The following is a 22,319-nucleotide window of genomic DNA, read 5'->3' as shown; positions in this document are numbered from 1 at the left end:
TTTACATGAACACTAATACAAAAACTAAAACACTGGCCACGATTAATGGAATCGTTGGTCTTGTCGCTGGTATCTTCCTCCTCTTTGCCATTTTGTTTATCATTGGTGCTGCAGGTGCTGAAGTTGAGAGCGATGTCCCAACAGTAACAATTTTAGTGACGATTTTTATTTACATCGTCAAATTGGCTGTCCTCATCCTCGGTATCGTCGGGGCCGTTTATTATAAAGATGACAATCGTGTTTCGGCAGCACCAAGCGTTCTGCTTATTGTCGGCGGTGCCATCTCTCTCATCCCTTTCTTTGGATGGATCGGCGGTATCCTTGCTATTATCGGTGGTTCTATCTATCTAGCAAGTTTGAAGAATTTCAACCTACCGACACCAGGACAATTTTAATGTAAGCATGTTGTACCATAAAGAGAGAGCAGGATAGAAATCAATCATTCGTGTTCTCGCTTCCTTATTTTAAAGCTTAGGTAGAAGAGAGTGGGGCAGAAGTCGATTTTTTATATAAATTGACTTCTGTCCCACCTCCGCACAGTTGATTAGGATGACCGCTAACACTTGCAGAGAAAAGGTTTAGGACGTCCAATCAACCACTGCGCCTAGCAAATAAAATTGATCAAATCATAAGGCTGAGAACTTTTATCTCAGCCTATTTTTTCTATGCTATCCATATCGTTTAGTTGGCTTGATAATATGCCAACAGCTTAACAGCCGATTCAACAAAATAATTGACAGCGACAGGGAGGGCTTTATCCTTGACAATAAAATCATCATGGTGCCAGTCGGGTGCCCCTGCTTCACCATTAGAGCCGATAAGAGCAAAGACTCCGGGAATCCGTTCCTGATAGGCCGCAAAGTCTTCCCCACCAGTCGATGGCAGGGTTTCAACCACCTCTGCAAAAGATTTAGAATGCTCAATGATTAGAGGTGTAATAGTTTGATCATTGAAGGTCACCTTAGGCGAATTCCCCCACTTGATGGCTACTTGAGCTCCGAATTGTTCGGCAGTCGTATGAATTACCCGCTCAAACTGTTCGATGACTTCCAAGCGAACTTGGGGGGCAAATGTTCGTATAGTTCCTTCAAAAAACCCCTTGGCTGGTAGGACATTCCAAGTCGTTCCGACATCAATATGGGTAACAGACAGAACAGCTGAATCAAAGGGGGAGACCGTCCTAGCAACAATAGCTTGAAGATTATTAACCATGGTCGTTACCGCTAAAACCGTATCCACGCCCAAATCCGGCCGTGCGGCATGGGAGGAAACACCCTCAACAGTCACTTCAAACTGTTCGACACCTGCCATGATAGCACCGCTTTTTAACCCCAGCTGACCAGGCTTAAGATGGGGGTAATTATGATAGCCAACAATGGCAGCAACACCGTCAAGGCCACCGACCTCAATCACCTGATAGGCACCTTGGAAGTTTTCTTCGGCTGGTTGAAAGATCAGACGAACAGTCCCTTTCAATTCATTTTCCCGCTCCTTCAAGATTTCTGCGGCCCCCAGCAGGCTGGTCTGGTGAAAATCATGACCGCAGGCGTGCATGGCACCGTTGTCACTAGCATAGTCGAGACCAGTATTTTCCTGAATCGGCAGGGCATCAATGTCTGCCCGCAGAGCAATAATGGGGTGACCAGAACCAATCTCAGCAATCAAACCCGTTTTCAGAGGATAATTCAGCGCTTCAATCCCTAAATCGGCCAGATAAGATTTGAGAAAGGCTGTTGTCGCATGCTCTTGTTCCGAAATTTCTGGGTGAGCGTGGATATAATGGCGGGTCTGAGCTAATTTTTCATAAAAGTCTGCTGGCATAACATCCTCCTTCCGTAACATTTTAAACATTGCTAGTTTTCGGGGAATTTCCCCATCACAGGCATTTTCCTCTACTTATTCCATGCTTACCTAATCAACTAGGAACTTCTGCTCTGGCGTTTTTGACAGATAGTGCCGATTGTGCGGTTGAGACCACTGAGCATCAAAATCTATGTCATCGGCAAAGCGGGAGTTGAAATCGACAAAGAGCTTCTCTTTCTTGGTATCCCAGCCACGGGCAATATCATGAAAATAAGTATTGTTCTTAAAGGCTGGTATTGCGTACAAATCTCTCGCGTAACCCCAGATATTTGGGTAATCAACAATCCGATGCTTGATTGGACCCAAATTGCGATAATAATGGGTATCAAAGCGCGCCAAAGTCACATAGAGACGGACATCCGAATCGGTGACATAATCGCCAAAAAGAAAACGCTGGGTGGCCAACCGCTTTTCAATAATGTCCAGAGTATTAAAAAAGTCGTCAAAGGCCTCTTGATAGGCCACTAAGGATTGGGCAAACATCATTCGATAGACCCCATTGTTAACAAAGGGAAAAAGGACCTGATCATTAAAATTATCGATATCATCTCTCAGGGCTTCTGGATAAAGATTAGGCGCATCGGGCTTTTGGAAAGGCTTGAAAGCCACTTCAAAATAGTTGGTTAAACGATGATAGTCGTTGTTGACGACCTCCTGCTTATCGACATCAATCAGGGCTGGGACTGTTGTTCGGCCAGCATAGTCAGGATCTGCCCGATAGTAAAATTCAGCCAGATACTCAGCGCCAGTGACAGGATCTCTGCCATCGGCATCATAGGCGAATTCCCAGCCATACTTACGGCGGTCGGGATCGTCCGTGTGGCCGACTTGATTGATGGAGATAACATCCTCTAGGCCTAGGAGCTCACGAACGATTGACGCCCGATTGGACCAGTGACAGCCCCGAGCCCAGAAGAGACGGTATTTGCCAGCTTGTGCTTTCAAATCATTAGGACCATCACCAAAAGGGCGGGTGAAATGATTGGGCTGACGCTGGAAGGCACCGCGATCATCTATTTCTGTCTTTGTTTCAACTGGACGAATTTTTAAGGTAACGGGTTTGATTGCATGCGTATGTTTTGTCATAGTCATAACCTCTTTTCTAGTGGTAACGTCTGATCGCACGATCCTGTGGTTTTAGCCATTCCGTCGTATCTGGTCCTTTGGGAAGAATCTGATGCGGATTGTCAACAGCACTGAGATGGTAGTGCTTTTTAATATGGTCGAAATGAGTGGTTTCCTTAAAAGCAGGCAGACTGTACAAGTCCCTAGCATAGGCCCAGAGATTGGGAAAATCAATTAGTCGGTTGCGATTGCAGCGAAAGCCGTTGTAATAAGCAGCATCAAATCGAGCTAGGCTGACATAGAGGCGAATATCTGTGTCCCTAATCTGATCACCAAACAAGAATCGAGAATGACTCAGGCGTTCTTCCAAGTCATCCAGCCGTGCAAAGAGCCGGTCGTAAGCAGCTTCGTAAGCAGCCTGACTGCCCGCGAAGCCCGCCTTATAGACACCATTGTTGATATCATGAAAAATAACTTCATTAAGTGCGTCAATCTCATTCGCCAGCTCAGCTGGATAGAGGTCTGGAGCCCCCTCCTTATGCAAAGGCCGCCAGTCAGTCTCCCAAATTTTGAGCAGATTATAAAAGTCGTTATTGGCCAACTGCCCTGTTTTTAAATCGACTAGAGCTGGCACCGTAAAGCGTCCCTGATAGTTAGGGTCTGTCCTCAAATATATCTCACTTAGGTAGCGAATCCCTAAGACAGGATCCTTACCATCAGGATCTAGGGTGAAAGCCCAGTCCGTCCGCTTAACATCTGTCGGCCGAACAGGATCTACGACTCCGACACTGACAGCATCTTCTAAGCCCAATAACTTGAGCGCAATCAACTGCCTATGGGCCCAAGGGCAGGCATAAGAGACCAGAAGCCGATAGCGATTTTTCTCGACAGGTAGCTGATCTGGTCCAGTGCCAAAAGGTCTGGTAAACCGAGTCTTTTGACGGCGGAAATTTCCCTCTTTATCAACTTCTTTAGCAACAAAACTAGTTGGCATAGGCTTCCCTCCTTGGAATTTCTGGGATTGGACCAACCAAGGACTCAGGTACATCCTGACCGTAACCCATGGCCTGCAATTCTTGGAAAATGAAGGCCAGCCAGATCTGGTCCATGCTTTCTCCACCATGTTTTTTTAAATGTTTTTTCAAAAGTGACATCCTAATACCTCCCCACTTCACTTTCAAAACGGTAGCCTTCGGGTAAAAAGAAGCCCTCATCTTCCATCCACTGACGACCTTCCGGACTGCTGTGTTCAAAATGCACAAAGGCCGTCTTGTTGCGGCGAAAGCCATATTTTTCATAAAGCTTAAGGGTCTGCGGATGAGTATATAGGATGACATTAATACCTTGGAGGCGCTCCAAAAGTCCTGTAATAATGATATGCCCTACTCCTTGGCCCTGATAATCGGGAGCGACAGCCACGTTATAGATAGCCCCTTGAGAAACAAAGTCCGTCAGCGCTCGGCCGACGCCAATCACCTCTTGACCGTCCTTTATAAAGATGGTAATATCGCTGTTTTTAAAAGCTTTTTCATGCTCTTGGCTGCTCGATTGACTGAGACCAGCACTCTGCAGGACAGCTGTCACTTGGTCGTAGTCAACTGATTGAGGATCGGTTTCAATCTGATAGTTAAATGCCATACCAAACGCCTCCTACTTGTAACTTGGTGAGTAGTCCTCATCGAAATATTTTTGGTTAATCTTTTTCGAGGTGCCATCTTTTATGACCTCTTTGAGGGCCTTGTTGACATCCTTTTGCAGCTGTTTCTGGTCCTTGGCAAAGACAAAATAGCTATAAGGTTCGGCCAGCAGCTCCTTTTGCAGGGAACCAGTGACAGGTTTACCGACCAGATTGAGTCCTAATTCTTTTTGATAGTATTCAAACATCGGTTTATCCATAAGCAAAAAATCGTACTTGCCAGATTCAACGCCCTGCAGCTGACTAGATAAGTCTTCCTCGCTATAGTTTAGGTTAATCTTCTTGTCAGGATGCTTCTTATTAAAATCTTCGATAGCCGTTGAGGTATTAACACCCGTAGCCCCTACCGTTGAATGACCAGCCAGATCATCCCAAGAATCAGCCTTTTTAGCCGCCTTGCTGCCAGACTTGTAGATAACCACATAAGCATTCTTGAACATAGGGTCAGAAAAGAGATAGTTCTTCTGCCGCTCTGCATTCTTGGCAATATTATTAACCCCCATCTGATAGCGGCCAGAATTAAGACCTGAGAAGATTGAATCAAATTCCGTCTTCTCGAGTTTTAGCTTATATTGGGGCAGCTTTTTAAAAACTGCCTTGAGCAGTTCGATATTCTGCCCCGTCAGCTGATCCTTGCCATCGGTATAAGTAAAGGGTTTGGGACCGCCAGAGGTTGCTACGGTCACTGTCGTCTGCTTGACTGCCTGCTTGTGATTGGCCCCCTTTAGGGAAAATACGCTAAGCAACAATCCTAAAACAATCAGAACTGCTATAGCAATTGTCCACTTCTTTTTACTTGCCATCCTAACACCAACTTCCTAAGCAATGATTGCCCCTATCTTACCGCAATCTAACAGACTTGAAAAATCACTCTTTTTTATGGCTCGCTATAAAAAAACTTTATAGAGGCAGAAGCTCCCTCATCATAATTTTTGATGTAAGATAATAGATAAAATTCAACAAGTTTGACTTGGGGATAGCCGCTGCCATCAAGACCTTTGGTTCAGAGTTCGACTGCCTAATATCCCCCCCTAAAGTCAGACCTAGTTATAATTTAGGGAGGACGCTATGCCAAATTGGGAAACCTTACTAGAAAGCTATAAAGAAAACTTTTTGCAGGATTTAACAGGATTGATTGCCATTCCATCTGTCAAAGACGCTGCCAGTGCTGATGAGAGTGCTCCTTTCGGTCAGCCAGTCAAAGATGCTCTAACCTACATGATGGCCCTAGGAGAACGGGACGGCTTTAAGACGCAAATCATAGATAACGTTGCCGGCCATCTGGAAGTCGGTCAAGGGCAGACGATTTTTGGTATCCTCTCCCACTTGGATGTCGTCCCAGTTCAAGAAAACGACTGGCAAACAGCCCCTTTCAATCTAACCCAAAAAAATGGTTGGCTCTACGGCCGCGGGGTTTCTGATGATAAGGGCCCCACCCTAGCGGCCTATTATGCCTTAAAAATGATTCTCGACGCTGGTTTATCACTCAACCAGCGGATTCGCCTCATCTACGGAACCGATGAGGAAAACGACTGGGACGGTGTCAAGGTCTACTTTGCCAAGGAAGCTATGCCTGATTTTGGCTTCGTTCCCGATGCTATTTTTCCGCTGATTTATGCTGAAAAAGGTATCATCTCCTTTGATTTTCACAAGACCTATTCCGAACAGGCCCCTTCTTCCCTAATTTTTGAGTCTGGTCAGGCTTATAATGTTGTTCCGGACTGGGCTCAAGCCCGCCTGACCGGCCAGACAAATCTCCAGAATGATTTTCAAGCCTATCTCAAACGATTTAATCTTGAAGGAAGCTGGCAGCGCCAAGGCCAACAGCAAACGCTCAGTCTGAAAGGGCTGGCTGCCCACGGTGCTGGTCCTGATAAAGGTATCAATGCCGCCCTCTACTTAGCCCACTTCCTAAGAACCCTTCCTCTCGACCCATCTGCCAAGGATTATCTAGACTTCATTGACAGCTACTTTTTTGCAGATAATAAGGGAGAGAAACTAGGAATCGCCTACAAGGATCAAGAATTGGGAGAAGTGACCGTTAACCCAGCTGTCTTCTCATTTGAAAAGGGACAAGCCCGAATCGGAGTCAATCTCAGGTATCCGCAATCCGTCATCTTTGCTTCTCTACAGGAAAAACTTAACCAGCTTGCCCAGCAAGCAGGCTTTGAAATACGCGAGAAAAGCCACCTTCTGCCAAGCTATACCGCTCTTGACGACCCTAGGATTCAGACTCTGCTTAATGTTTATCAGATGGAGACTGGCGACACCAGCCCAGCACTGGCCATTGGCGGCTCAACCTATGGCCGTCTCCTAAAAAACGGAGTCTCTTTTGGTCCCGCCTTTCCTTGGTCCATCCATACACTCCACCAGCCCAATGAAGGCATAAAATTAGAAGAGCTCTGGCAAGCTACCATCATTTATGCCCAAGCCCTCTACCGTCTCTGCACGGTTGAAGGCACTAAGATCAGGGCGGACTGAGATCTCCCTAACATCAGCACTCATCAAACTTCAAGTTGACCTAAGCCCATCAGCCTCAAAATCCAGCGCTAGCATCGCTAGCAGGACTGGACTGTCAAGCCAAAACCAGCCCCACACAGACAAAAACTGCCCGCTTCCTTCAATCCGGACAGTTTTTTATTTAATATTCAGCTCATTTCAATTCAAAAATCCATGGTGGTTAAAAAGGTCTCTCAGACCTTTTTAACCAGGAAATGAAGCTTGCAAAGCAAGTGTCAAAACGGTCTTGGAAGAGACCGTTTCAGGTCACCACCTTAAAACAGGATGTGGTGAGAACCAAAATTTTCAATTTTGGAGTTGAGCCCACTCCCACGGCGGGAACTGGCAGACTATGTACAGTTTGTACAGTTCATTACTTAGACTTATTGGGGACGACTAAATCCTTACTGCTTGGAGCATAGTCACCGCCTAAGAATTTCTTATTTAATCGATCCAATGTGCCACCCTTTTGCAAGGCTTTAATGCGTTTATTGACAAAGGCCTGTAAGTCTTTGTTATCACTGGTGAAGAGGTAATAAATATAGGGTTTTTCCGAAGATTTTAAATCAATCGTTTTGAGATTAGTGAGCCCCTGAGACTTGATAATACTATTGACGGATGGGGCATCGAAAATCTTGAAATCATACTTGCCATCGTTGAGCCCCGTCAGCATCTGGGTAATATTTTCTTCACTGTACTTTAATTTAGCTGGGTTATCTGGATGCTTCTTATTAAAATCCTCCAGCTGACTGGCCCCCGTAGTTCCTTGAACAACAGGGCTGGTGTGGCCTCCGATATCATCGAAAGACTTGATCGCGCTGTCCTTAGGGACAACTAAAACCGAAGGAGTTGCAGCCGTTGGATAGGAATAGAGATACTTCTTGCCCCTCTCCTTAGTATAGCTGAGATTATTGCCGACAAAATCAAATTTGGCAGAATCCAGACCGGAGTAGATATTATCACCCTCAATCTGCTGAATTTTCAATCGATAGTCCTTAGACCCCTTGAAGATCTCTCTGGCTAACTCAACATCGAAACCAGTTAACTTGCCCTGTTTATTTTGATAAGAAAAGGGCCGAGTAGTCCCAACGGTCGCAAAGGTAACAGTCCTCTTCCCTGAGGAAGCTTTTGAGCAGCCGCTGACGATGAAAACCAATGATAGTCCCAGACCGACAAGTCCTAATAATTTTTTAAATCGCATAGAATACTCCTTCTTCTAATTCTTCAGCAAGATGACATGTGAAAATGGCTTAATCACCACACAGCCATCAAAAACCTTGCAAACGTGTCTGGATTGCTTTTCCAAGCTAGAGTTCTTGGACAAAGTAATCAAATAGAGCCTGCTGGCTTGAGGGGCCACCATCCAATAAAAATTCTGGATGCCACTGGACGCCGATGAGTTTGGTGTTATCATTGGACTCTACAGCTTCAATCACACCGTCTCCGCTCCAAGCTGTCGCTTCCAAATGGGAAGCCAAGTCTTTGATAGCCTGATGGTGAACTGAATTAACCAGACTGCCATCAGCCAGTAAACGAGACAGGCGACTGCCCTCCTTAATCTTAATCGGATGGGCTAATTGGGTCGGGGGCTGACCAGCATGCTTGGGGAGGTCTTGATAAAGACTGCCTCCCTGAGCAACATTGTAGAGCTGAAGACCGCGGCAGACTGCAAAGATGGGTTTAGCCTGCCTCAGGGCCTCTTTGATCAGGGCTAGTTCCCAGCGATCCCGTTCGGGGAAATAATCCTGACTATCCGTCACCTTTTCCTCTCCGTATAATTCAAGACTAACATTCTGACCGCCTGTCAAAATCAGTTTATCAATAGCTGCAATGTAATCAGCAGCCAGCTCCTGCTCACTCATGGGGATGTAGAAAGGCAGGCCGCCAGCCCGCTTGACTCCGTCACCAAAATTTCTGGAAACATTGAGGTGAATGATAGGCAAATCTGGGCTAACAGGCTTCTCATTGCTGCTAATTCCAATAATCGGACGTTTTCCCACAGCTACCTCCTTGAAAAATAAGTTTATGCTACCATCATACCCTAACCTGCCGACTCTGTATAATCTATATTTTTTATAGTAAGCCATAACCTTATTTTATGGAGTGGCAACTATCTGGGAGCACCCCTTAGGCGCAAAAAATCAAAAATAAACAAGGCGGTGCAGACAATAGGCCTCGTTTTGCTTATCAAAGTATGCTTTAATAGTCTGAACAGCTACGAGAACTTCTGCTTTTCCGCCATTTTTCCATAAAAAAAACTTCTAGCAGCAAACCACTAGAAGGCCAATGTATAGTTGTAACTGAACGTCTTGAATTATCAGGCCGCAGGAAACCCAGAAGGCCCTAGAAGGCAGCCAAATGGTAGGCTTAGCTTCTGCGAAAGACTCTGTCCTCTCTCGCTAACTAAATACAAGTAACACTGATCTAAAACTAGCCAATATCGGCCATATAAGTTTGGCTTCTATCAATGCTTGTGTATAGCTTAATTCAGCCTCAAGATTATCTTCTCGAGGCTTACTAAGAAATTCTGCTTTAATATCTTCAGCGTATTGATAGATTGTTTTACACACAGCTTTTGAGGTTCCTGAAGAACTTCATGCGCTTTCTTGGGATTATAATAAGCTTTGGTATGAGTCGCATCCATAATGAGAATCTTACTGGTAATCAAATGGTGTTCAATGGCGATTTGAACGGATTTATGGATTAATAAGTCAAGTAAGTGTTCATCTTTGATCCGAAGTTTCCGGAATTTTGTCAGAGAGGACGGTTCAATGACAGAATCCTCTGGAGCTAAACCGAGAAAAACATTTAAAGGCTATATCTGAAGACGAGCGCTCCACCACATCGGCATCGGACAACTTATAAATGTCTTTTAAAATAAGAGATATTTAAACATCATGATTGATAAATAGGCTTTGCGTCCAAAGTCAGGACAATAGTTCTTTTACAATTCATTATAAATAAAACTGAAATCACAGAGCTCCGTTAACTGGCGTAAAAAATAAGTCTTTGGAACAACGATATCATAGAGTTTAAAATAGGGACTAACTTCTAAAGTCAACTGATTATCAAGCATACAATCGCCTAAACTTTAGTCTAGAAAAAAGGCCATCAATTGATGACTTTTTCAGTGGGTTCAACTACACCTCGTGGTTTGTTGTCCTCTTTTTTACTCTGCTAACATTGCTAAGTACTCATCTAGACGGTCATTGACATACTTAGCCAACAAATCTTCCATGGTAGACACTTGGCCTTTGGCATGAAAGTCATCAAAAGCTTTATAATAAGATAGACGATCTGTAAATTTAATATCAATCGGTGGCAATCCCGCTTTCATCAGCTCAAGATTGACCAAAAGCCGGCCTGTTCTGTCGTTGCCATCAATAAAGGGATGGATACTTTCAAAATTGATATGAAATTTGGCTAGCTTGGTAATGATTGAGCTTGAATCCTTTTGATAATCTTGCAGAAGCTGCTCTATCTTAGGGCGTATCATATAAGGTGGAGCCGGTTCGTTAGCAGCTCCCATGATTCTAACAGGAACTTTTCTATAAACACCTCTATCTTCCTTTTTATCTGACAGAACAAGGTAATGAATATCTTTAATGACTTGCTCCGTTAAGGGATGGTTTTCTGAGACCAGTCTTTGCACAAATTGAAAGGCTTCCTTGTGACCAATAGCCTCAAGGTGATCCTTCAAAGGTTTCTGATCAATGGTCAACCCTCTTAGCACCATATCAGTTTCCCGAAGGGTCAAGGTATTTCCTTCAATTGCATTAGAATTATAGGTGTACTCTACAAGAAATTCCTCATTTAGCCGATCTAGCTCACCGCTAGTCAAAGGCCTCCTTGTTGCTAGGAGTGACTTTTTCTCTTCAATCACTGATAGTAAACTAGAAGCCTTTTTATAACGACCATCACTTGGCTGTGCTGCATCCGCTGGTATTCTCCAAATTTTCCCATCGCGATAAGCGCCTTCAATTTTCCCTTGAACACACAAGGTTCGCACGCGCCTATCAGAGATTCCCCAACATTCAGCAGCTTCTTGTGCTGTAATATACATCTGCTCCACCTCTTTTCTGACTTCAATTGTAGCATTTTCGGAACAATAGGTCTATTTGCGGAATAACATTAAGACATTTGCGGAACAATAGTGGCTTTTATGTTATCATCTAAAACTGCATGACGATATTCTCCACCAATATATTAGGATATGGTTCTCCTTGTTGGTTTAAGTGTAGAACGCTTTATAAATTCTGTCTAGTTTAGTGTAACCTATTCATAATGTCTCTGGCGGATTCAACAGTGGGCAAACTAATTATCTTCTTTAGCTTCACAACCCTAGCTATAGAAAATAGCGCTAATGCTATCTTAACAGTAATCGCTGCAACAATATTTCCTTTATAAGGATATCGTTCCACTTAGACAATCCATCCACCTCTAAGACATACCATTCCTAAAGTAAAAAAGGAGAGAAGCAGTGCTTCCCTCCCAGTGACTTTTGAAAACCTCTCGCAAGGAATTCACGCCGTCGTGGCTCTCATATATATCTGATAATCATGAATGATAACATACCTAATAATCCAACAGCGTCTTTAATAGGCAAGTTGGTAACTTGAGATTTAATAGCTATTATGATACCATCCTATTAGTGTAAGACTGATTAAGTTCAGTGCCCTATATTTCATGCGTGCGTGAAACAGGGAATTCTATAATTAATAAGGCGATCAACCCATGTTGGTCGCTTTTTCCGTTCAAAAAAGCCTCAGACTATATGCTGAGACTTGCCTTGTACCTATATTAGAGTTAACTTTTACGAAAGACTCCGTCCTCTATCGCTAAATACAAAATACAAGTAACACTGGTCTAAAACTAGTCAATATCGGCCATATATGTTTTGGTTCTATCAATAATTACTTGCCACAGATCGGGGTAAGTTTGCTTTAAATTACTAATGGTATCAACTGCTAGATCCTTTTTGTTGATGGTCATAATCTTACCGCAACGGATATAACAGATTTCTTTAGTTAAATTTAACTGCGGGTATAGCTGTTTGGTAATTTCTACATCATAAGCGGGATTAATATTCTTTTTGAAGCTGACCGATGAAATGGGTAATACTGTAAAGTCACTCAATCCTAACTCTCTTTCAGCTTTTAAAATAAGAACAGGGCGTGCTTTAAATCTAATTGATTTGGACATATTATCATAATAGGGCATCCTAGAGGATTTGATTGTTCCAATTAAAGAAGCGTTATCAAGCAATATAACTCTCCTCATCAAAGTCATCGAATTCATCTAGGTACATGTCATATTGATGATCATAGGCACGAACTTTCTCTGCATCCTTCTTAATATCATCTTTTGAAATTAGCCTATTGCCAAGATCACTCTCTTCTAAACCGTCACGGCTATTTTGCCATGATAGTTCTTCATGCGATAGATTCCTTAAATACCAGGCATCATATTGGCCATATTTGTTAATAACCATTTCGATGATATATTTATCTGTCTCACTCAATGATGAGCTATCCCCTTTATATGGAATGTAATCTTCTTCAAAAAAATATCGTAACTCTACCAGAACCGGTCCGTGAACCCAACCTTCAAAATCGCTTGGGAACAATTCTTTACCCGTTAAAGCGAAACTTTCTCGTTGAGCGAAGTACATTAGCTTTTGTAATTTTAATTCTTGCGTTTCAAACCTTGAGTTAGAAATCTGCTCATAAGCATAAATTAAATATTTCGCAACATCAATTGTCTTGCTCACCATTTCTACCTCCGTTTATCAAAAAATAGTACAGGCACCACATCCGATACCTGCACTCATTGTACATCATTTAGACTGTTTATTCAATTATTTGCCCTATACACACTCACCTAAACCACTCCATCTTATGATAAGTACCTAAGGTCAGCCCAGTCCTAGTCATTTTAAACACCCCTTCTGCTACACCTTAATATACTTAGTCGGAGCAACAAAGAAATTGAGAAATTTCACCTTATTGAAGAGGTAGGCGATAAAGAGGCTAATCAGCCAACCGCCTGCAATACCAATCAGGACATGGAGGAGCATGCTTTGAACTCCAAGCCGCAGAAGCATAATCCGAATGGCACTGAGTACTGGTGAATGGAAGATATAAATGATCAGGCTGGATTTTCCCTTATCCGCAAAATAGTTGAAAAAGCTGTTGTGAGGCAGACGCGGATAAATCAAGAAGGCCAGAAAAACACTAAGAACAAAGACCAGTCCTTCTGGGTCAGGGGTTAGGTAGCTGACCCCATTTTTGGAATCAAACTGGATCCACCAGAACAGGTAAAGAGCTATTAAAGCCGAGATGACTAAAACTTTCTGAGTTAGGTGGGTGGCTAATTTTTCCAGTGATACTTGACTCAAGAAATGTCCCAGACAATAGATACCAGACCAGAGCAGGGTTCCTTGCAGGAGGAAGAAAACCGATATTAAGTGAAAAATATGATTATCAAAAAAACCTCCCATAATAAATAGGAGGCCCCAATCAGGATGACGTACTTAACATACGCTTAATTGCTTTAATCATCTCTAATTGTTAGACAGTGTTAGATAACCTGTGGTTATATTATACCATATTTTTCTTATCAAACAACGATTAAATTCAAACTAGGGCAAATCTAATTGAACATGATTTGGTATGTTTCTCATTTCTGATTTTTCTAGTCTATAAGAATTCCAAATTCTATTCGCTAATATATCGGCAGCTTGAATTAAATAATCATTTTCTGAAACGCAAGATTTTGTGATGACATCAAGATTACCTGTCAAAATCGGTGGAAAGAAATTCCCGTAGTTAAAATTAGTTATTCCTTCATGCAATTCTTCAAAAATACCATCACCCAATCCATAAAAACCATTAGTAGAGAATCCTTGTTGATCAATATTTACAAATAAATTTATATCATCAGTTTTACAAATTATACCACGATCAATTAATACTTTAAAAAGCTCTTTCACTATTCTTTTTAATGCATAGTCTTTGAACCTCTGACGTGATTTTTTATCTTTAATTACGTACTCTTTAATTTTTTGAATATCAATAACAACCGAAAAACTAATTTCCTTTTCTAGAACCTTATATAATGCTCTTTTGTGTTTTCTCTTTAAATTAGAGGCTTTCAATTCATCCGATCTATTTAAAGACTTTGATATTTCTTTATTGATTTTTTTGTATTTATGCTTGGCAGACATTTTTTCATAATCAGAAACAAAACAGTCCCCTGCATAAACAAATATATCATTGTTGCTATGAAATACACCCGAATCATCAATAAAAAGTGAAATTTTCATCTTACTCACTATAATTCCTTATATATCACATTTTTGACTAATAACCACTTCCACCGCTGCTTGAGCGGCCTTGGTTGTGTAGTAGCCATTTCGCAGCTGTTTGCCCATAGCCTTGCAATTAGCTTTCATCTGGTCATAGTCATCTTGACTCAGTTGAGCCAGTTGGTTATCTAAGTCTGCCAGAGAATCTAGGGTTAAGCCCAAACCATGTTCCTCGATAAAGGAGGCTAGAGCCGCCTCTTTCCAGATGATGACTGGCAGATTAGTGCTGAGATAAAGCGAAACCTTATGAGGATTGTTGTAGCGCATATAGTCGCCAAAAGGTCCTTGACAAGAATCCACCGCAGGACCATCCCAAACAAGGCCAAAACCGTATTGACTAATTGTTGATGGAATCTCCGTAGATGTCTTTGACCCGCAATAGGTCAATTTTTCCGGATAAGGCTGGGCATCGCTCTTGAGACCGTAGAGGTAAAAAGGTGTTTGCGTATGAAGTTTACTCAAAAAGCCGCTCTTATCCAAATTTCCTGCAAAGACCACTGTTTTCCAATTCTGGACAGTTTCCTCTGGTAGATCGATAGGCTGAGCGTAGTCAAAAATTTCTAAGGAGATTATCGGGACTTCAAGGCCTTGGTTACGCAGCCAGTTTGCCATCCGGTCATTATGGACAATCAGACACTGGGCTTCCTGAAAGAGAGCCAGTTCTTCTGCAATGTGATCGGCCTCCCTTTGCTCCCGCAGGGTTTCAATATCATGGATGAGAAGAATTTTGTGCCGATTAAAAGCTAATTTCTTGAAGAGCTTCTTCAATGAAGGACGGCCAAACATAGAGTACTGCAGAAAGCAGATGTCCTCAGAACCAATGCTCTTAATTTTCTTAGTCAAAATATAATCTTCGGCTAGAAGCTTAACAGCTCTTGGTAAACTCATATCGTAATTTTTTCCAAAAAAGCCAATAGTTTTCAGAAAATAACTAACATCTCGCTCGGCCTTAGAAGCTGCTGTAGTATCATCATCCCTGATGAAATCAATTAAAATTCGGTTTACTATTTTCTTACTCATTTTCTAAATTTTTGACAGCCTGCTTAAAAGCTTGCTTGGTAAAAGTCCCAGACCTCAATTCTTTACTAAGATTTGCAACATTTTGGGACATAGTTTTGTAGGAAGTTTCGGTAATTGTAGCGAATAAATCTTCTAAGTCTCTCAGGCTATCCACAGTAAGACCAATTTGACGGTCTTTAACAAATCCAGCAAGGGCAGAAGATTTCCAGACAACAACAGGAATCCCCGAAGCTAAATACAAAGAAAGCTTATGCGGATTATTATAACGTAAATAATTGCCCCAAGGACCATTACATTCATCTAAAGAATCTCCATCCCAAACAAGGCCAAAGCCAGAATTAAGCTGAGTTGGTAATTCATCTGGAGGAAAAGACCCATGATAGACGACATTATTCGTTAAATGTGAATTATCATAATTTGGACCGTAGAGTTCAAATTTTAGTTTAATTAACTCTCCCAATTTACTGCTAAAAAGACTCTTTGGCGGGGCAAAGTTTCCAGCAAAAATTAATGAGGTTGAAAACCTAGGGGGATTAATCGTCTGCTCTGTCGAATAATCAAAAATTCCCAAACAAATTAACTGATCTTCCGCTATACCCTTACTTAAGAAAAATTCCTTCATGACAGGATTATGGACAATGAACTGATCAGCAATAGACAACATAAAATCAAATTCCTCTTGATGCCGCTTGTCGTTAGTAATACCATTATTACGTAATTCTTCAACATCATGGACTAAAGAAATGATTTTAATATTTTTCTTTTCTTTCAATTGCTTAAGGAATTTTTCTCGACCGATTTGTCGGTGATGAAAAGGATGCTGTAAAAAAAGGATACTTCCTTCTTCAATAGTCTCATACGCCACTTTCCAGTCTTGATAAAAGCCTAATTGATTGACAATCTTAGCCTTAAGGCCATGATTATCCCGCCGAGTTTTAATATAAAGAGGCTGCAATCTCTCTCCCTCAAGAATAGTTACAACATCACTAACTGCTTTACTGCCTGCATGTCTAACGTCACCATCTCTTATTTCTACAATTTGATATTTTTTCATACTTCTACTTTCCCTCTAATTCAAATTTACTTTTCTGGGGTAGCTTTTCGGACAATACCTGACGAATAATAGCTGTCTCCTTACTAAAATCTCTAGAACTCTCGTCATCATTGATACAGACCATTTTGTAACTAGAATTCTGAATAAATTTTTTGATAGAATCTATATCACCAATTGGAATATACTTTCCTATTTTAAGTGATTGCGGATAAAAACGGTTGGTCTCAATGTTCCAATAACTCATAGCCCAATGGTTGATATCCTGACTGCTGCGGATGCGATTGCGGCACATCTCGTCTAGGTAGGCCTCTTCCCTGTCCCAAACCTCGGCATAGGTGGATTTGAGCGAAGGCATCCCCACATGAGCATCTTCATAGCCCATAATTCCTGAATAAAAGAGACTCAGGAAGTTATAGAGATTAAACTTGCCATAACGATAATTAAAATATTTGCCTAAATGTTTTTTTAAATTAGGCTTGTGATAAAAATACTTGTTGAGCAGGCGGCCATTATTAACCTCGATATGATCAAATTCACCTCTAGGAATGATCGGACGATAGATGGCTTGCAGCCTCGGCAATCCCTTGTGAAAGAAATCATCCGGATCAACAGGGCGATTGATAAACACATCATCACTAAACAACACAAAATGCTCACTCAAGTCAGGAATACGATGCAGATTGAGCTCAATCACGTTAGAATTAAAGGTTGGCAAGTAATCCTTTGGAATATAATCCTCATGTCGAACCAAGCGTAATTTGGGGTGGCTGGTATCCAGCCAGTCAGGAACATGGCCGTAGGTAACAAAGAAAATTTTATTAACCCAAGGAGTATAGGCTTCAACCGCCCGAAACCAGTAGTTAAAAGCAGACATTTCTCGGTAACGGTTAACACTATCTGCCTGAGGCGCCTCCACACTTGGACCGACCTCATACTTAGCCTTGTTCTTGCGCCAATCGGGATCACTGCCGTCCACCCAAGGAACTACAAAATCAATTTTGGGCATTATCATTTCCTCTCTCTCGCTGGCTAAGAATGTTCAGCAGGTTGTTTTCTAACTCTTGTGCGGCATAGCGGATGTCATAACCAGAGTTTTGAAAGTGCTGAGCAGTTTCTTGCTCAGACAGGCGACTATACTGTTCAGACAGCTTTTGGATCAGTTCTGCCCAGTCCTTAGGCGATTTTTCTAACGAGACAAAATAAACATTAGGATTAATCTTATTCTCCTCAGGCACCCCTTCTGCTGACACTAACACTGGCAAGCCATTGGCCTGAGCTTCAAAAGGTGCTAAGGGCAGGCCTTCAAACTTGGACGGGAAGAAAAAGAGATCAAAGGCACTGAGCCATTCAGAAACATTCTTTTGCACACCGGCAAAGATTACCTTATCAGCCACGCCTAACTCGTCAGCCAAAGCCTTGAGCATGGCTTCATCATCTCCCTGACCAATCAAAACCAAACGAGCTTGGGACTTCGTTTTGACCAGCTCAGCAAACACACGGAGGATAAAATCTTGATTTTTCTGAAAATGCAGGCGGCCGACATGGCCAATAACATAGGCATCTTGGAGCTGATACTGCTGACGGATAGACTGGCGGGCTGCTTCAGAAAAGCGACTGGCCTCAATATCAATGGCATTGGGAATAATCTTAGCCTGCTTGAGGGCCTCTCCCTCATAGAACCAAGCGGCGGCCTTGTCCGAACAGGCCCAAAAGTCTGTTGCCCACTTAGCAATCCGCTTTTTATTGTAGTTGTGAAGCTTCCCCCGCAAGCGGCTGTCCATATTCTGGCTATTATGGCTGTGAACAATACGTACGGGAATTCCGTACTTCTTAGCCTGCTTGAGATAGTCAATATTAGCTAGGCTATTGATATTGACCCAGAGGGCATCATAGTCCTTGGCATGTACCTCAAAGAATTGACGGAGCTCGCCATAGTATTTGAAGGGATTTTGGCTGCGAGCCGTCACATGAAAAACGCTTGCTCCCCTTTGAACAAGCTCATCTTCATAGGCGATGGGATTCATGGAATTACATAAAAAATCGACATGAAGTTTGGTTTGATCAAATCGCCTAACATAATTCATCAAAAAAGATTCTACCCCGCCAGGGTTCTCATTCATACCAAAAATTAGAACTTTTTTCACAAGTTTACCTTTCTTTACGGGCATTCTGTCTGACCCTAACCAGATAGACGAGCGAGGCCAAACGATAAGCATGGTACTTGATCAACCAGTGGGGGATATCACCCAGCCCTTTGATTTTTTTCAGACTCATACCAGCAAAAGCGGGAGCAAAGGGCTCTGAATGGCTGAGCTCCTTCAGCCTAGCAAGTTTCACCTTATACGACTGCGGATTGTTTTGGTGAAAGACCTCTCGCACCATTCCTAGATTGAACTGCGCCAAACTATAGGCAGCAAAGGCCTCCTGTAGGGCTGCTGATTGATCTTCGATAATGGTTTGAGCCCGAGTCAGGGCTGCCAAATACCCCTCTAATTTAGATTGATCAAACGTTCGCATGGTTGACGGACTATCAATAGAATAGTGGTAAAGCAGATCAGGTGAGGTTGAAATAGCCTGAGCCCGCAAGAGCGCTTGAAGGAAGAAATTGCTATCCTCAGATACTCGCAAATTGGAATCAAATCGCAAGCCTTTAACTAAACGTGCTCGGAAAGCCTTACTCCAGACCGTCATGTACTGGGTTGGCTGATGAAGGCAGCGGCTGATAAAAGCCTCTCTTTCCTCTGGCCGGCGGAAATCCTCAACCACCTCAAAAAGCTCAACCAGATGCCCTCCCTTGTGGAAGTTATAGGTGACGATGTCACTCTGGCTGGACTTAAGCTTGTCTGCGATTTTTGCCAGATTTTCCTTGAAGAAAAAGTCATCGGCATCCAAGAAGAAAATCCATTCACCGCTGGCCTGCTCCAGCCCTTTATTGCGGGCATTGGAAACTCCCGAATCTGACTGAAAGACCTTGAGGCGGTTATTCTCCATAGCATAATCACAGGCTAGCTGGTAGGAATGATCCGTTGAGCCATTCTCAACTAAAATGATTTCACAGTCGGGAAAAGCCAAACTGTCCAGAGCACGCAAAAGTGTCGTCTCGGCATTATGGACAGGAATAATCACGCTGATAAATGGGGTACCAAAAACAGCCATAGCCCATGCTCCTTTCAGATTTAAAGCTTGTTTCTAAACTAGTAAATTAGATGGTGAGAAGTACAAATATAAAAGATTCTAAGATTACTAAAAGAAACGAGTCTTATTGAAATTTTATTCAAAAATCTATACATCTTTAGAATTGCATTTTTTACTATTTCCATTTAAAGTGAACCGGTATTTTTTTAAAAAATAAATAGTCGTTGGAAATGAACCATGACAGGACATAGCTGCAAACTAAAAATTTAAGAGTTCCAAAGTTAACAACAGTTTCGTAAAAACGGTTTGAAAAGAAAAGCATGAATAGATCATTAAATAAGTAAGCGTAAATGAAGAGGCGAAAATCGAAAGCTTTTTGATTAGAAAAAGTCAAGCGTATTTTTCGATAAGCACTGGTATAATACCATGCAATCAGGCTAATTAAAGGCAAAACTGCATAAAGACCGAAATCATAGATGAATTGATAAAAGGTTGTATAGACATTTCCTAGGCCATACTGTGCACTGTATTGGACAAATGGTAAATCCAATTGATAAGTCAACTTGCCCTGTTTAGGTAACAACCAATTATAGAATCCCCAAAAAGTTTGTCCTCCCCAATAGCTCTGAGGAATAGGTAAATGGTTAAGCTGAATGAAATGATCAAGGTTATACAAAGGAGCCCCGACATAAATAAACAAATAATGAAAATTACTTCCCTTAAAGTTACGACCAAAAAGATTGGTGGATACAAAAAATAAAATCAATAAAACCAAACTGACCAGCCCCATGCGTCCCAGAAGCTTTCTCATAGCTAAACGATCTGCACCGTTTCTAATCAGAAGAACGTAGAGAATAAAAGCTATGAAAGTAAAGAGCCTAAATATTCCACTACGACTTCCCCCAAAATAAACAACTATCATAAAGAGAAAAAGATAAAGGAATTGTGATAGCTGATACTTACGATTAACAACCCAATTACTAACAAGGCTATAGGCTGTTAGATAAGCAAATGAACTAGCTAAAACATCAAGATATTTAGTAATGGCTGGCGGACTTATTCCGAGAGCTCTGTAAGCCCTAGGATTGAACTTAGTAAAACTATCATAAAGTGCAATTTTTTCAGATAAAGAAGCTCTTGATTGACCAACAACACCAGAAAACTGTTGAAGATAGCGGTACTTTATGTAAATCAAAACTATACCCAGGACAACAAAAAATAGGGTTATGAATTTAGGAGTAACCAATGCCTTCAGGGATGGAGTAGAATTGGTAGGTAAGTCCATCAAAAGTCGTTCGTTTCGTTTTTTTGACCGATTCCAAAGAGAAAATCCCGCAAAAACAGTTTGGGAAACGAAAAGAATATAGAAAGTCTCAGCGTGAAAATCTAAATCTAAGTAATTAGTTGCCAGAAGACATAGAATAACCTGCATAAGAAAAATAGCAGAAAAAACAACAGCAGGGTCTAACCAGTCCCCTTTTGTAACGACTAGATTGAAAACCAAGAATAAAGTGATAACTACTGCTATCAGATAGAGCATAAATGTCTCCTCCATAAAGTGTCTAGGCGGAATTTTTTATAATACAATGAAAGTTCAAACTACTTGCCTACTTGTTCTCTTTGATTGCAGGAATGTAAGGCAAATAGTAAAAATAATTAAATCAAGCGTTAATCTTATTATCAAATTCAACCAAGAATGGCTACTCCATTCCCAAACCATGCGGAAAGCCTTATCTTCCAATGCATGTATAATAAGCAAGATCAAACTGTAGCGCCCTAATACCTTTACCTTTTTAAAAACAGAATCAAAGTAAGGCTTTGCTGATAATTGTTCAGCTTGAAAACAAAATTGACACATGCTCAAAACTCCAGCAACTGCTGTCATATAAGATAAAGGGAAAAGCGAGTACTGACGAATAGCCAGTTCTAGATAGTGAAAGCCTAAGATATGACTAATCCCAAAACTGAAACACCAAAATAAGAGGCAAACAAGTAAACGTGCAGCTGACTTGTTAGAGTAATCAATCCTAAGTAAATAATGACCTAATCCCAAAAATGGAAGCACCCCTAAAACTAGATCAAAAGATAAGGGAAGAAAATGATGACTATAGCCTAAGTAGACCCCTACTATACCTAGGAGATTAATTAAAACAATAAAGAAAATTGGCGATTTAGATTTAATACTTAAACTAAGACCATCTAAGAGAGCCCTCGACAAGAAAAGAACAACTAAAAACCACGCTATACCTAGATAGGGAATCTTTTCACCATCAACAAAAACATAATAACCACTAGCCCAAAAAAGGCTCTTTATCTGGAGAAGAACATATCCTAAAAAATCTTGCCCACGATAAAGAAATACAGACTGAACCAGCCAGATAAAAATAGCTGGAGGTATGAGATGGTTAAAAGCCTTCCTTTGCTTCTTCCTGTAATCTTTCCAATCATTAGAAAAGCTATAAGTTGCTAAACTTAACATGAAAAAAAGTGGCATGTGAAAGGAGAATATAGGACCTCTAATATATCCTTTCGAAAAAGTGTGACCAACTATAACAAGTATAATCGTCAACCCTTTAGCAAAATCAATCCACTGTATACGTTCCTGTTTTTTCATTGAAATT

At 41.6% G+C, this 22,319-nt stretch carries 22 protein-coding genes and 1 pseudogene; 2 read left to right on the top strand and 21 right to left on the bottom strand.

Going from position 1 to position 22,319, the window contains the following annotated elements; all coding sequences use genetic code 11:
- Positions 1 to 5: 5 nt before the first annotated feature.
- A complete protein-coding gene (locus STRCR_RS06850; protein WP_004229356.1) occupies positions 6 to 395 on the top strand; it encodes a hypothetical protein in 390 nt (129 codons plus the stop codon).
- Between the two features lie 286 nt (positions 396 to 681).
- Here STRCR_RS06850 and STRCR_RS06845 read toward each other — a convergent pair whose 3' ends face one another.
- From STRCR_RS06845 to STRCR_RS06825, 6 genes are all read right to left on the bottom strand, one after another.
- On the bottom strand, positions 682 to 1,821 hold the full coding sequence (locus STRCR_RS06845) for an amidohydrolase (RefSeq protein ID WP_004228630.1): 1,140 nt from the start codon (positions 1,819 to 1,821) through the stop codon (positions 682 to 684).
- Between the two features lie 90 nt (positions 1,822 to 1,911).
- Complete coding sequence (locus STRCR_RS06840) at positions 1,912 to 2,949, bottom strand: glutathione S-transferase C-terminal domain-containing protein (RefSeq protein ID WP_004226521.1); 1,038 nt, start codon at positions 2,947 to 2,949, stop codon at positions 1,912 to 1,914.
- Positions 2,950 to 2,965: 16 nt separating this feature from the next.
- Positions 2,966 to 3,922 carry a glutathione S-transferase family protein gene (locus STRCR_RS06835; RefSeq protein ID WP_004229579.1) on the bottom strand — a complete coding sequence of 319 codons (957 nt, stop codon included), beginning with the start codon at positions 3,920 to 3,922 and terminating at the stop codon, positions 2,966 to 2,968.
- On the bottom strand, positions 3,912 to 4,082 hold the full coding sequence (locus tag STRCR_RS12205) for a hypothetical protein (RefSeq protein ID WP_004228936.1): 171 nt from the start codon (positions 4,080 to 4,082) through the stop codon (positions 3,912 to 3,914). Before STRCR_RS12205 ends, STRCR_RS06835 begins: the two co-directional genes overlap by 11 nt.
- A gap of 1 nt (position 4,083) precedes the next feature.
- Positions 4,084 to 4,566 carry a GNAT family N-acetyltransferase gene (locus tag STRCR_RS06830; RefSeq protein WP_004227998.1) on the bottom strand — a complete coding sequence of 161 codons (483 nt, stop codon included), beginning with the start codon at positions 4,564 to 4,566 and terminating at the stop codon, positions 4,084 to 4,086.
- 12 nt (positions 4,567 to 4,578) lie between these two features.
- A complete protein-coding gene (locus STRCR_RS06825; RefSeq protein WP_004228118.1) occupies positions 4,579 to 5,427 on the bottom strand; it encodes a transporter substrate-binding domain-containing protein in 849 nt (282 codons plus the stop codon).
- Between the two features lie 265 nt (positions 5,428 to 5,692).
- On the opposite strand from STRCR_RS06825, the gene pepV reads away from it, so the two are divergent.
- Positions 5,693 to 7,105, top strand: coding sequence for a dipeptidase PepV (pepV, locus tag STRCR_RS06820; protein ID WP_004226651.1), 1,413 nt, complete (start codon positions 5,693 to 5,695; stop codon positions 7,103 to 7,105).
- A gap of 391 nt (positions 7,106 to 7,496) precedes the next feature.
- Here the strand turns inward: pepV and STRCR_RS06815 are convergent, their stop codons facing one another.
- From STRCR_RS06815 to STRCR_RS06745, 15 genes and pseudogenes are all read right to left on the bottom strand, one after another.
- A complete protein-coding gene (locus STRCR_RS06815) occupies positions 7,497 to 8,324 on the bottom strand; it encodes an amino acid ABC transporter substrate-binding protein (RefSeq protein WP_004229903.1) in 828 nt (275 codons plus the stop codon).
- A 106-nt stretch (positions 8,325 to 8,430) separates the two neighbouring features.
- Positions 8,431 to 9,123: a gamma-glutamyl-gamma-aminobutyrate hydrolase family protein gene (locus tag STRCR_RS06810; RefSeq protein WP_004227064.1), complete on the bottom strand. Its 693-nt coding sequence runs from the start codon at positions 9,121 to 9,123 to the stop codon at positions 8,431 to 8,433.
- Positions 9,124 to 9,585: 462 nt separating this feature from the next.
- Positions 9,586 to 10,199: pseudogene (locus tag STRCR_RS12560) on the bottom strand (transposase); the annotation flags it as partial.
- A 93-nt stretch (positions 10,200 to 10,292) separates the two neighbouring features.
- A complete protein-coding gene (locus STRCR_RS06800; protein ID WP_004229262.1) occupies positions 10,293 to 11,186 on the bottom strand; it encodes a Fic family protein in 894 nt (297 codons plus the stop codon).
- Positions 11,187 to 11,995: 809 nt separating this feature from the next.
- Entirely contained in the window at positions 11,996 to 12,388 is a 393-nt protein-coding gene (locus STRCR_RS06795; RefSeq protein WP_004228264.1) for a type II toxin-antitoxin system PemK/MazF family toxin, read from the bottom strand.
- Positions 12,381 to 12,896 carry a Panacea domain-containing protein gene (locus STRCR_RS06790; protein ID WP_004226487.1) on the bottom strand — a complete coding sequence of 172 codons (516 nt, stop codon included), beginning with the start codon at positions 12,894 to 12,896 and terminating at the stop codon, positions 12,381 to 12,383. Before STRCR_RS06790 ends, STRCR_RS06795 begins: the two co-directional genes overlap by 8 nt.
- A gap of 177 nt (positions 12,897 to 13,073) precedes the next feature.
- A complete protein-coding gene (locus STRCR_RS06785) occupies positions 13,074 to 13,622 on the bottom strand; it encodes an acyltransferase family protein (protein WP_004225221.1) in 549 nt (182 codons plus the stop codon).
- Positions 13,623 to 13,763: 141 nt separating this feature from the next.
- Positions 13,764 to 14,447, bottom strand: coding sequence for a DUF3800 domain-containing protein (locus STRCR_RS06780; RefSeq protein ID WP_004226322.1), 684 nt, complete (start codon positions 14,445 to 14,447; stop codon positions 13,764 to 13,766).
- Positions 14,448 to 14,465: 18 nt separating this feature from the next.
- A complete protein-coding gene (locus STRCR_RS06775; protein ID WP_040804937.1) occupies positions 14,466 to 15,497 on the bottom strand; it encodes a glycosyltransferase in 1,032 nt (343 codons plus the stop codon).
- A 4-nt stretch (positions 15,498 to 15,501) separates the two neighbouring features.
- Positions 15,502 to 16,563 carry a glycosyltransferase gene (locus tag STRCR_RS06770; protein ID WP_004227769.1) on the bottom strand — a complete coding sequence of 354 codons (1,062 nt, stop codon included), beginning with the start codon at positions 16,561 to 16,563 and terminating at the stop codon, positions 15,502 to 15,504.
- 4 nt (positions 16,564 to 16,567) lie between these two features.
- Entirely contained in the window at positions 16,568 to 17,569 is a 1,002-nt protein-coding gene (locus STRCR_RS06765; RefSeq protein ID WP_004226934.1) for a stealth family protein, read from the bottom strand.
- A complete protein-coding gene (locus tag STRCR_RS06760; protein ID WP_004227144.1) occupies positions 17,556 to 18,707 on the bottom strand; it encodes a glycosyltransferase family 1 protein in 1,152 nt (383 codons plus the stop codon). Before STRCR_RS06760 ends, STRCR_RS06765 begins: the two co-directional genes overlap by 14 nt.
- A gap of 4 nt (positions 18,708 to 18,711) precedes the next feature.
- Entirely contained in the window at positions 18,712 to 19,719 is a 1,008-nt protein-coding gene (locus tag STRCR_RS06755) for a glycosyltransferase family 2 protein (RefSeq protein WP_004225933.1), read from the bottom strand.
- 154 nt (positions 19,720 to 19,873) lie between these two features.
- Positions 19,874 to 21,238: an O-antigen polymerase gene (locus STRCR_RS06750; protein WP_004230030.1), complete on the bottom strand. Its 1,365-nt coding sequence runs from the start codon at positions 21,236 to 21,238 to the stop codon at positions 19,874 to 19,876.
- A 54-nt stretch (positions 21,239 to 21,292) separates the two neighbouring features.
- Entirely contained in the window at positions 21,293 to 22,312 is a 1,020-nt protein-coding gene (locus tag STRCR_RS06745; RefSeq protein ID WP_004228756.1) for an acyltransferase family protein, read from the bottom strand.
- Positions 22,313 to 22,319 lie beyond the last annotated feature (7 nt).

This window comes from Streptococcus criceti HS-6 (assembly GCF_000187975.2).
Taxonomy (GTDB): Bacteria; Bacillota; Bacilli; order Lactobacillales; family Streptococcaceae; genus Streptococcus; species Streptococcus criceti.
Note: the sequence above shows the minus strand (reverse complement) of the source record. Positions and strands in the feature narration are given on the sequence as shown.

Coding starts and splice junctions, on each gene's coding strand:
- STRCR_RS06845 (WP_004228630.1), bottom strand. CDS start 1,821: ATGCCAGCAGACTTTTATGAAAAATTAGCTCAGACCCGCCATTATATC.
- STRCR_RS06790 (WP_004226487.1), bottom strand. CDS start 12,896: ATGGTGAGCAAGACAATTGATGTTGCGAAATATTTAATTTATGCTTAT.
- pepV (WP_004226651.1), top strand. CDS start 5,693: ATGCCAAATTGGGAAACCTTACTAGAAAGCTATAAAGAAAACTTTTTG.
- STRCR_RS06825 (WP_004228118.1), bottom strand. CDS start 5,427: ATGGCAAGTAAAAAGAAGTGGACAATTGCTATAGCAGTTCTGATTGTT.
- STRCR_RS06785 (WP_004225221.1), bottom strand. CDS start 13,622: ATGGGAGGTTTTTTTGATAATCATATTTTTCACTTAATATCGGTTTTC.
- STRCR_RS06800 (WP_004229262.1), bottom strand. CDS start 11,186: ATGTATATTACAGCACAAGAAGCTGCTGAATGTTGGGGAATCTCTGAT.
- STRCR_RS06835 (WP_004229579.1), bottom strand. CDS start 3,922: ATGCCAACTAGTTTTGTTGCTAAAGAAGTTGATAAAGAGGGAAATTTC.
- STRCR_RS12205 (WP_004228936.1), bottom strand. CDS start 4,082: ATGTCACTTTTGAAAAAACATTTAAAAAAACATGGTGGAGAAAGCATG.
- STRCR_RS06840 (WP_004226521.1), bottom strand. CDS start 2,949: ATGACAAAACATACGCATGCAATCAAACCCGTTACCTTAAAAATTCGT.
- STRCR_RS06765 (WP_004226934.1), bottom strand. CDS start 17,569: ATGCCCAAAATTGATTTTGTAGTTCCTTGGGTGGACGGCAGTGATCCC.
- STRCR_RS06830 (WP_004227998.1), bottom strand. CDS start 4,566: ATGGCATTTAACTATCAGATTGAAACCGATCCTCAATCAGTTGACTAC.
- STRCR_RS06745 (WP_004228756.1), bottom strand. CDS start 22,312: ATGAAAAAACAGGAACGTATACAGTGGATTGATTTTGCTAAAGGGTTG.
- STRCR_RS06780 (WP_004226322.1), bottom strand. CDS start 14,447: ATGAAAATTTCACTTTTTATTGATGATTCGGGTGTATTTCATAGCAAC.
- STRCR_RS06850 (WP_004229356.1), top strand. CDS start 6: ATGAACACTAATACAAAAACTAAAACACTGGCCACGATTAATGGAATC.
- STRCR_RS06755 (WP_004225933.1), bottom strand. CDS start 19,719: ATGGCTGTTTTTGGTACCCCATTTATCAGCGTGATTATTCCTGTCCAT.
- STRCR_RS06750 (WP_004230030.1), bottom strand. CDS start 21,238: ATGCTCTATCTGATAGCAGTAGTTATCACTTTATTCTTGGTTTTCAAT.
- STRCR_RS06815 (WP_004229903.1), bottom strand. CDS start 8,324: ATGCGATTTAAAAAATTATTAGGACTTGTCGGTCTGGGACTATCATTG.
- STRCR_RS06770 (WP_004227769.1), bottom strand. CDS start 16,563: ATGAAAAAATATCAAATTGTAGAAATAAGAGATGGTGACGTTAGACAT.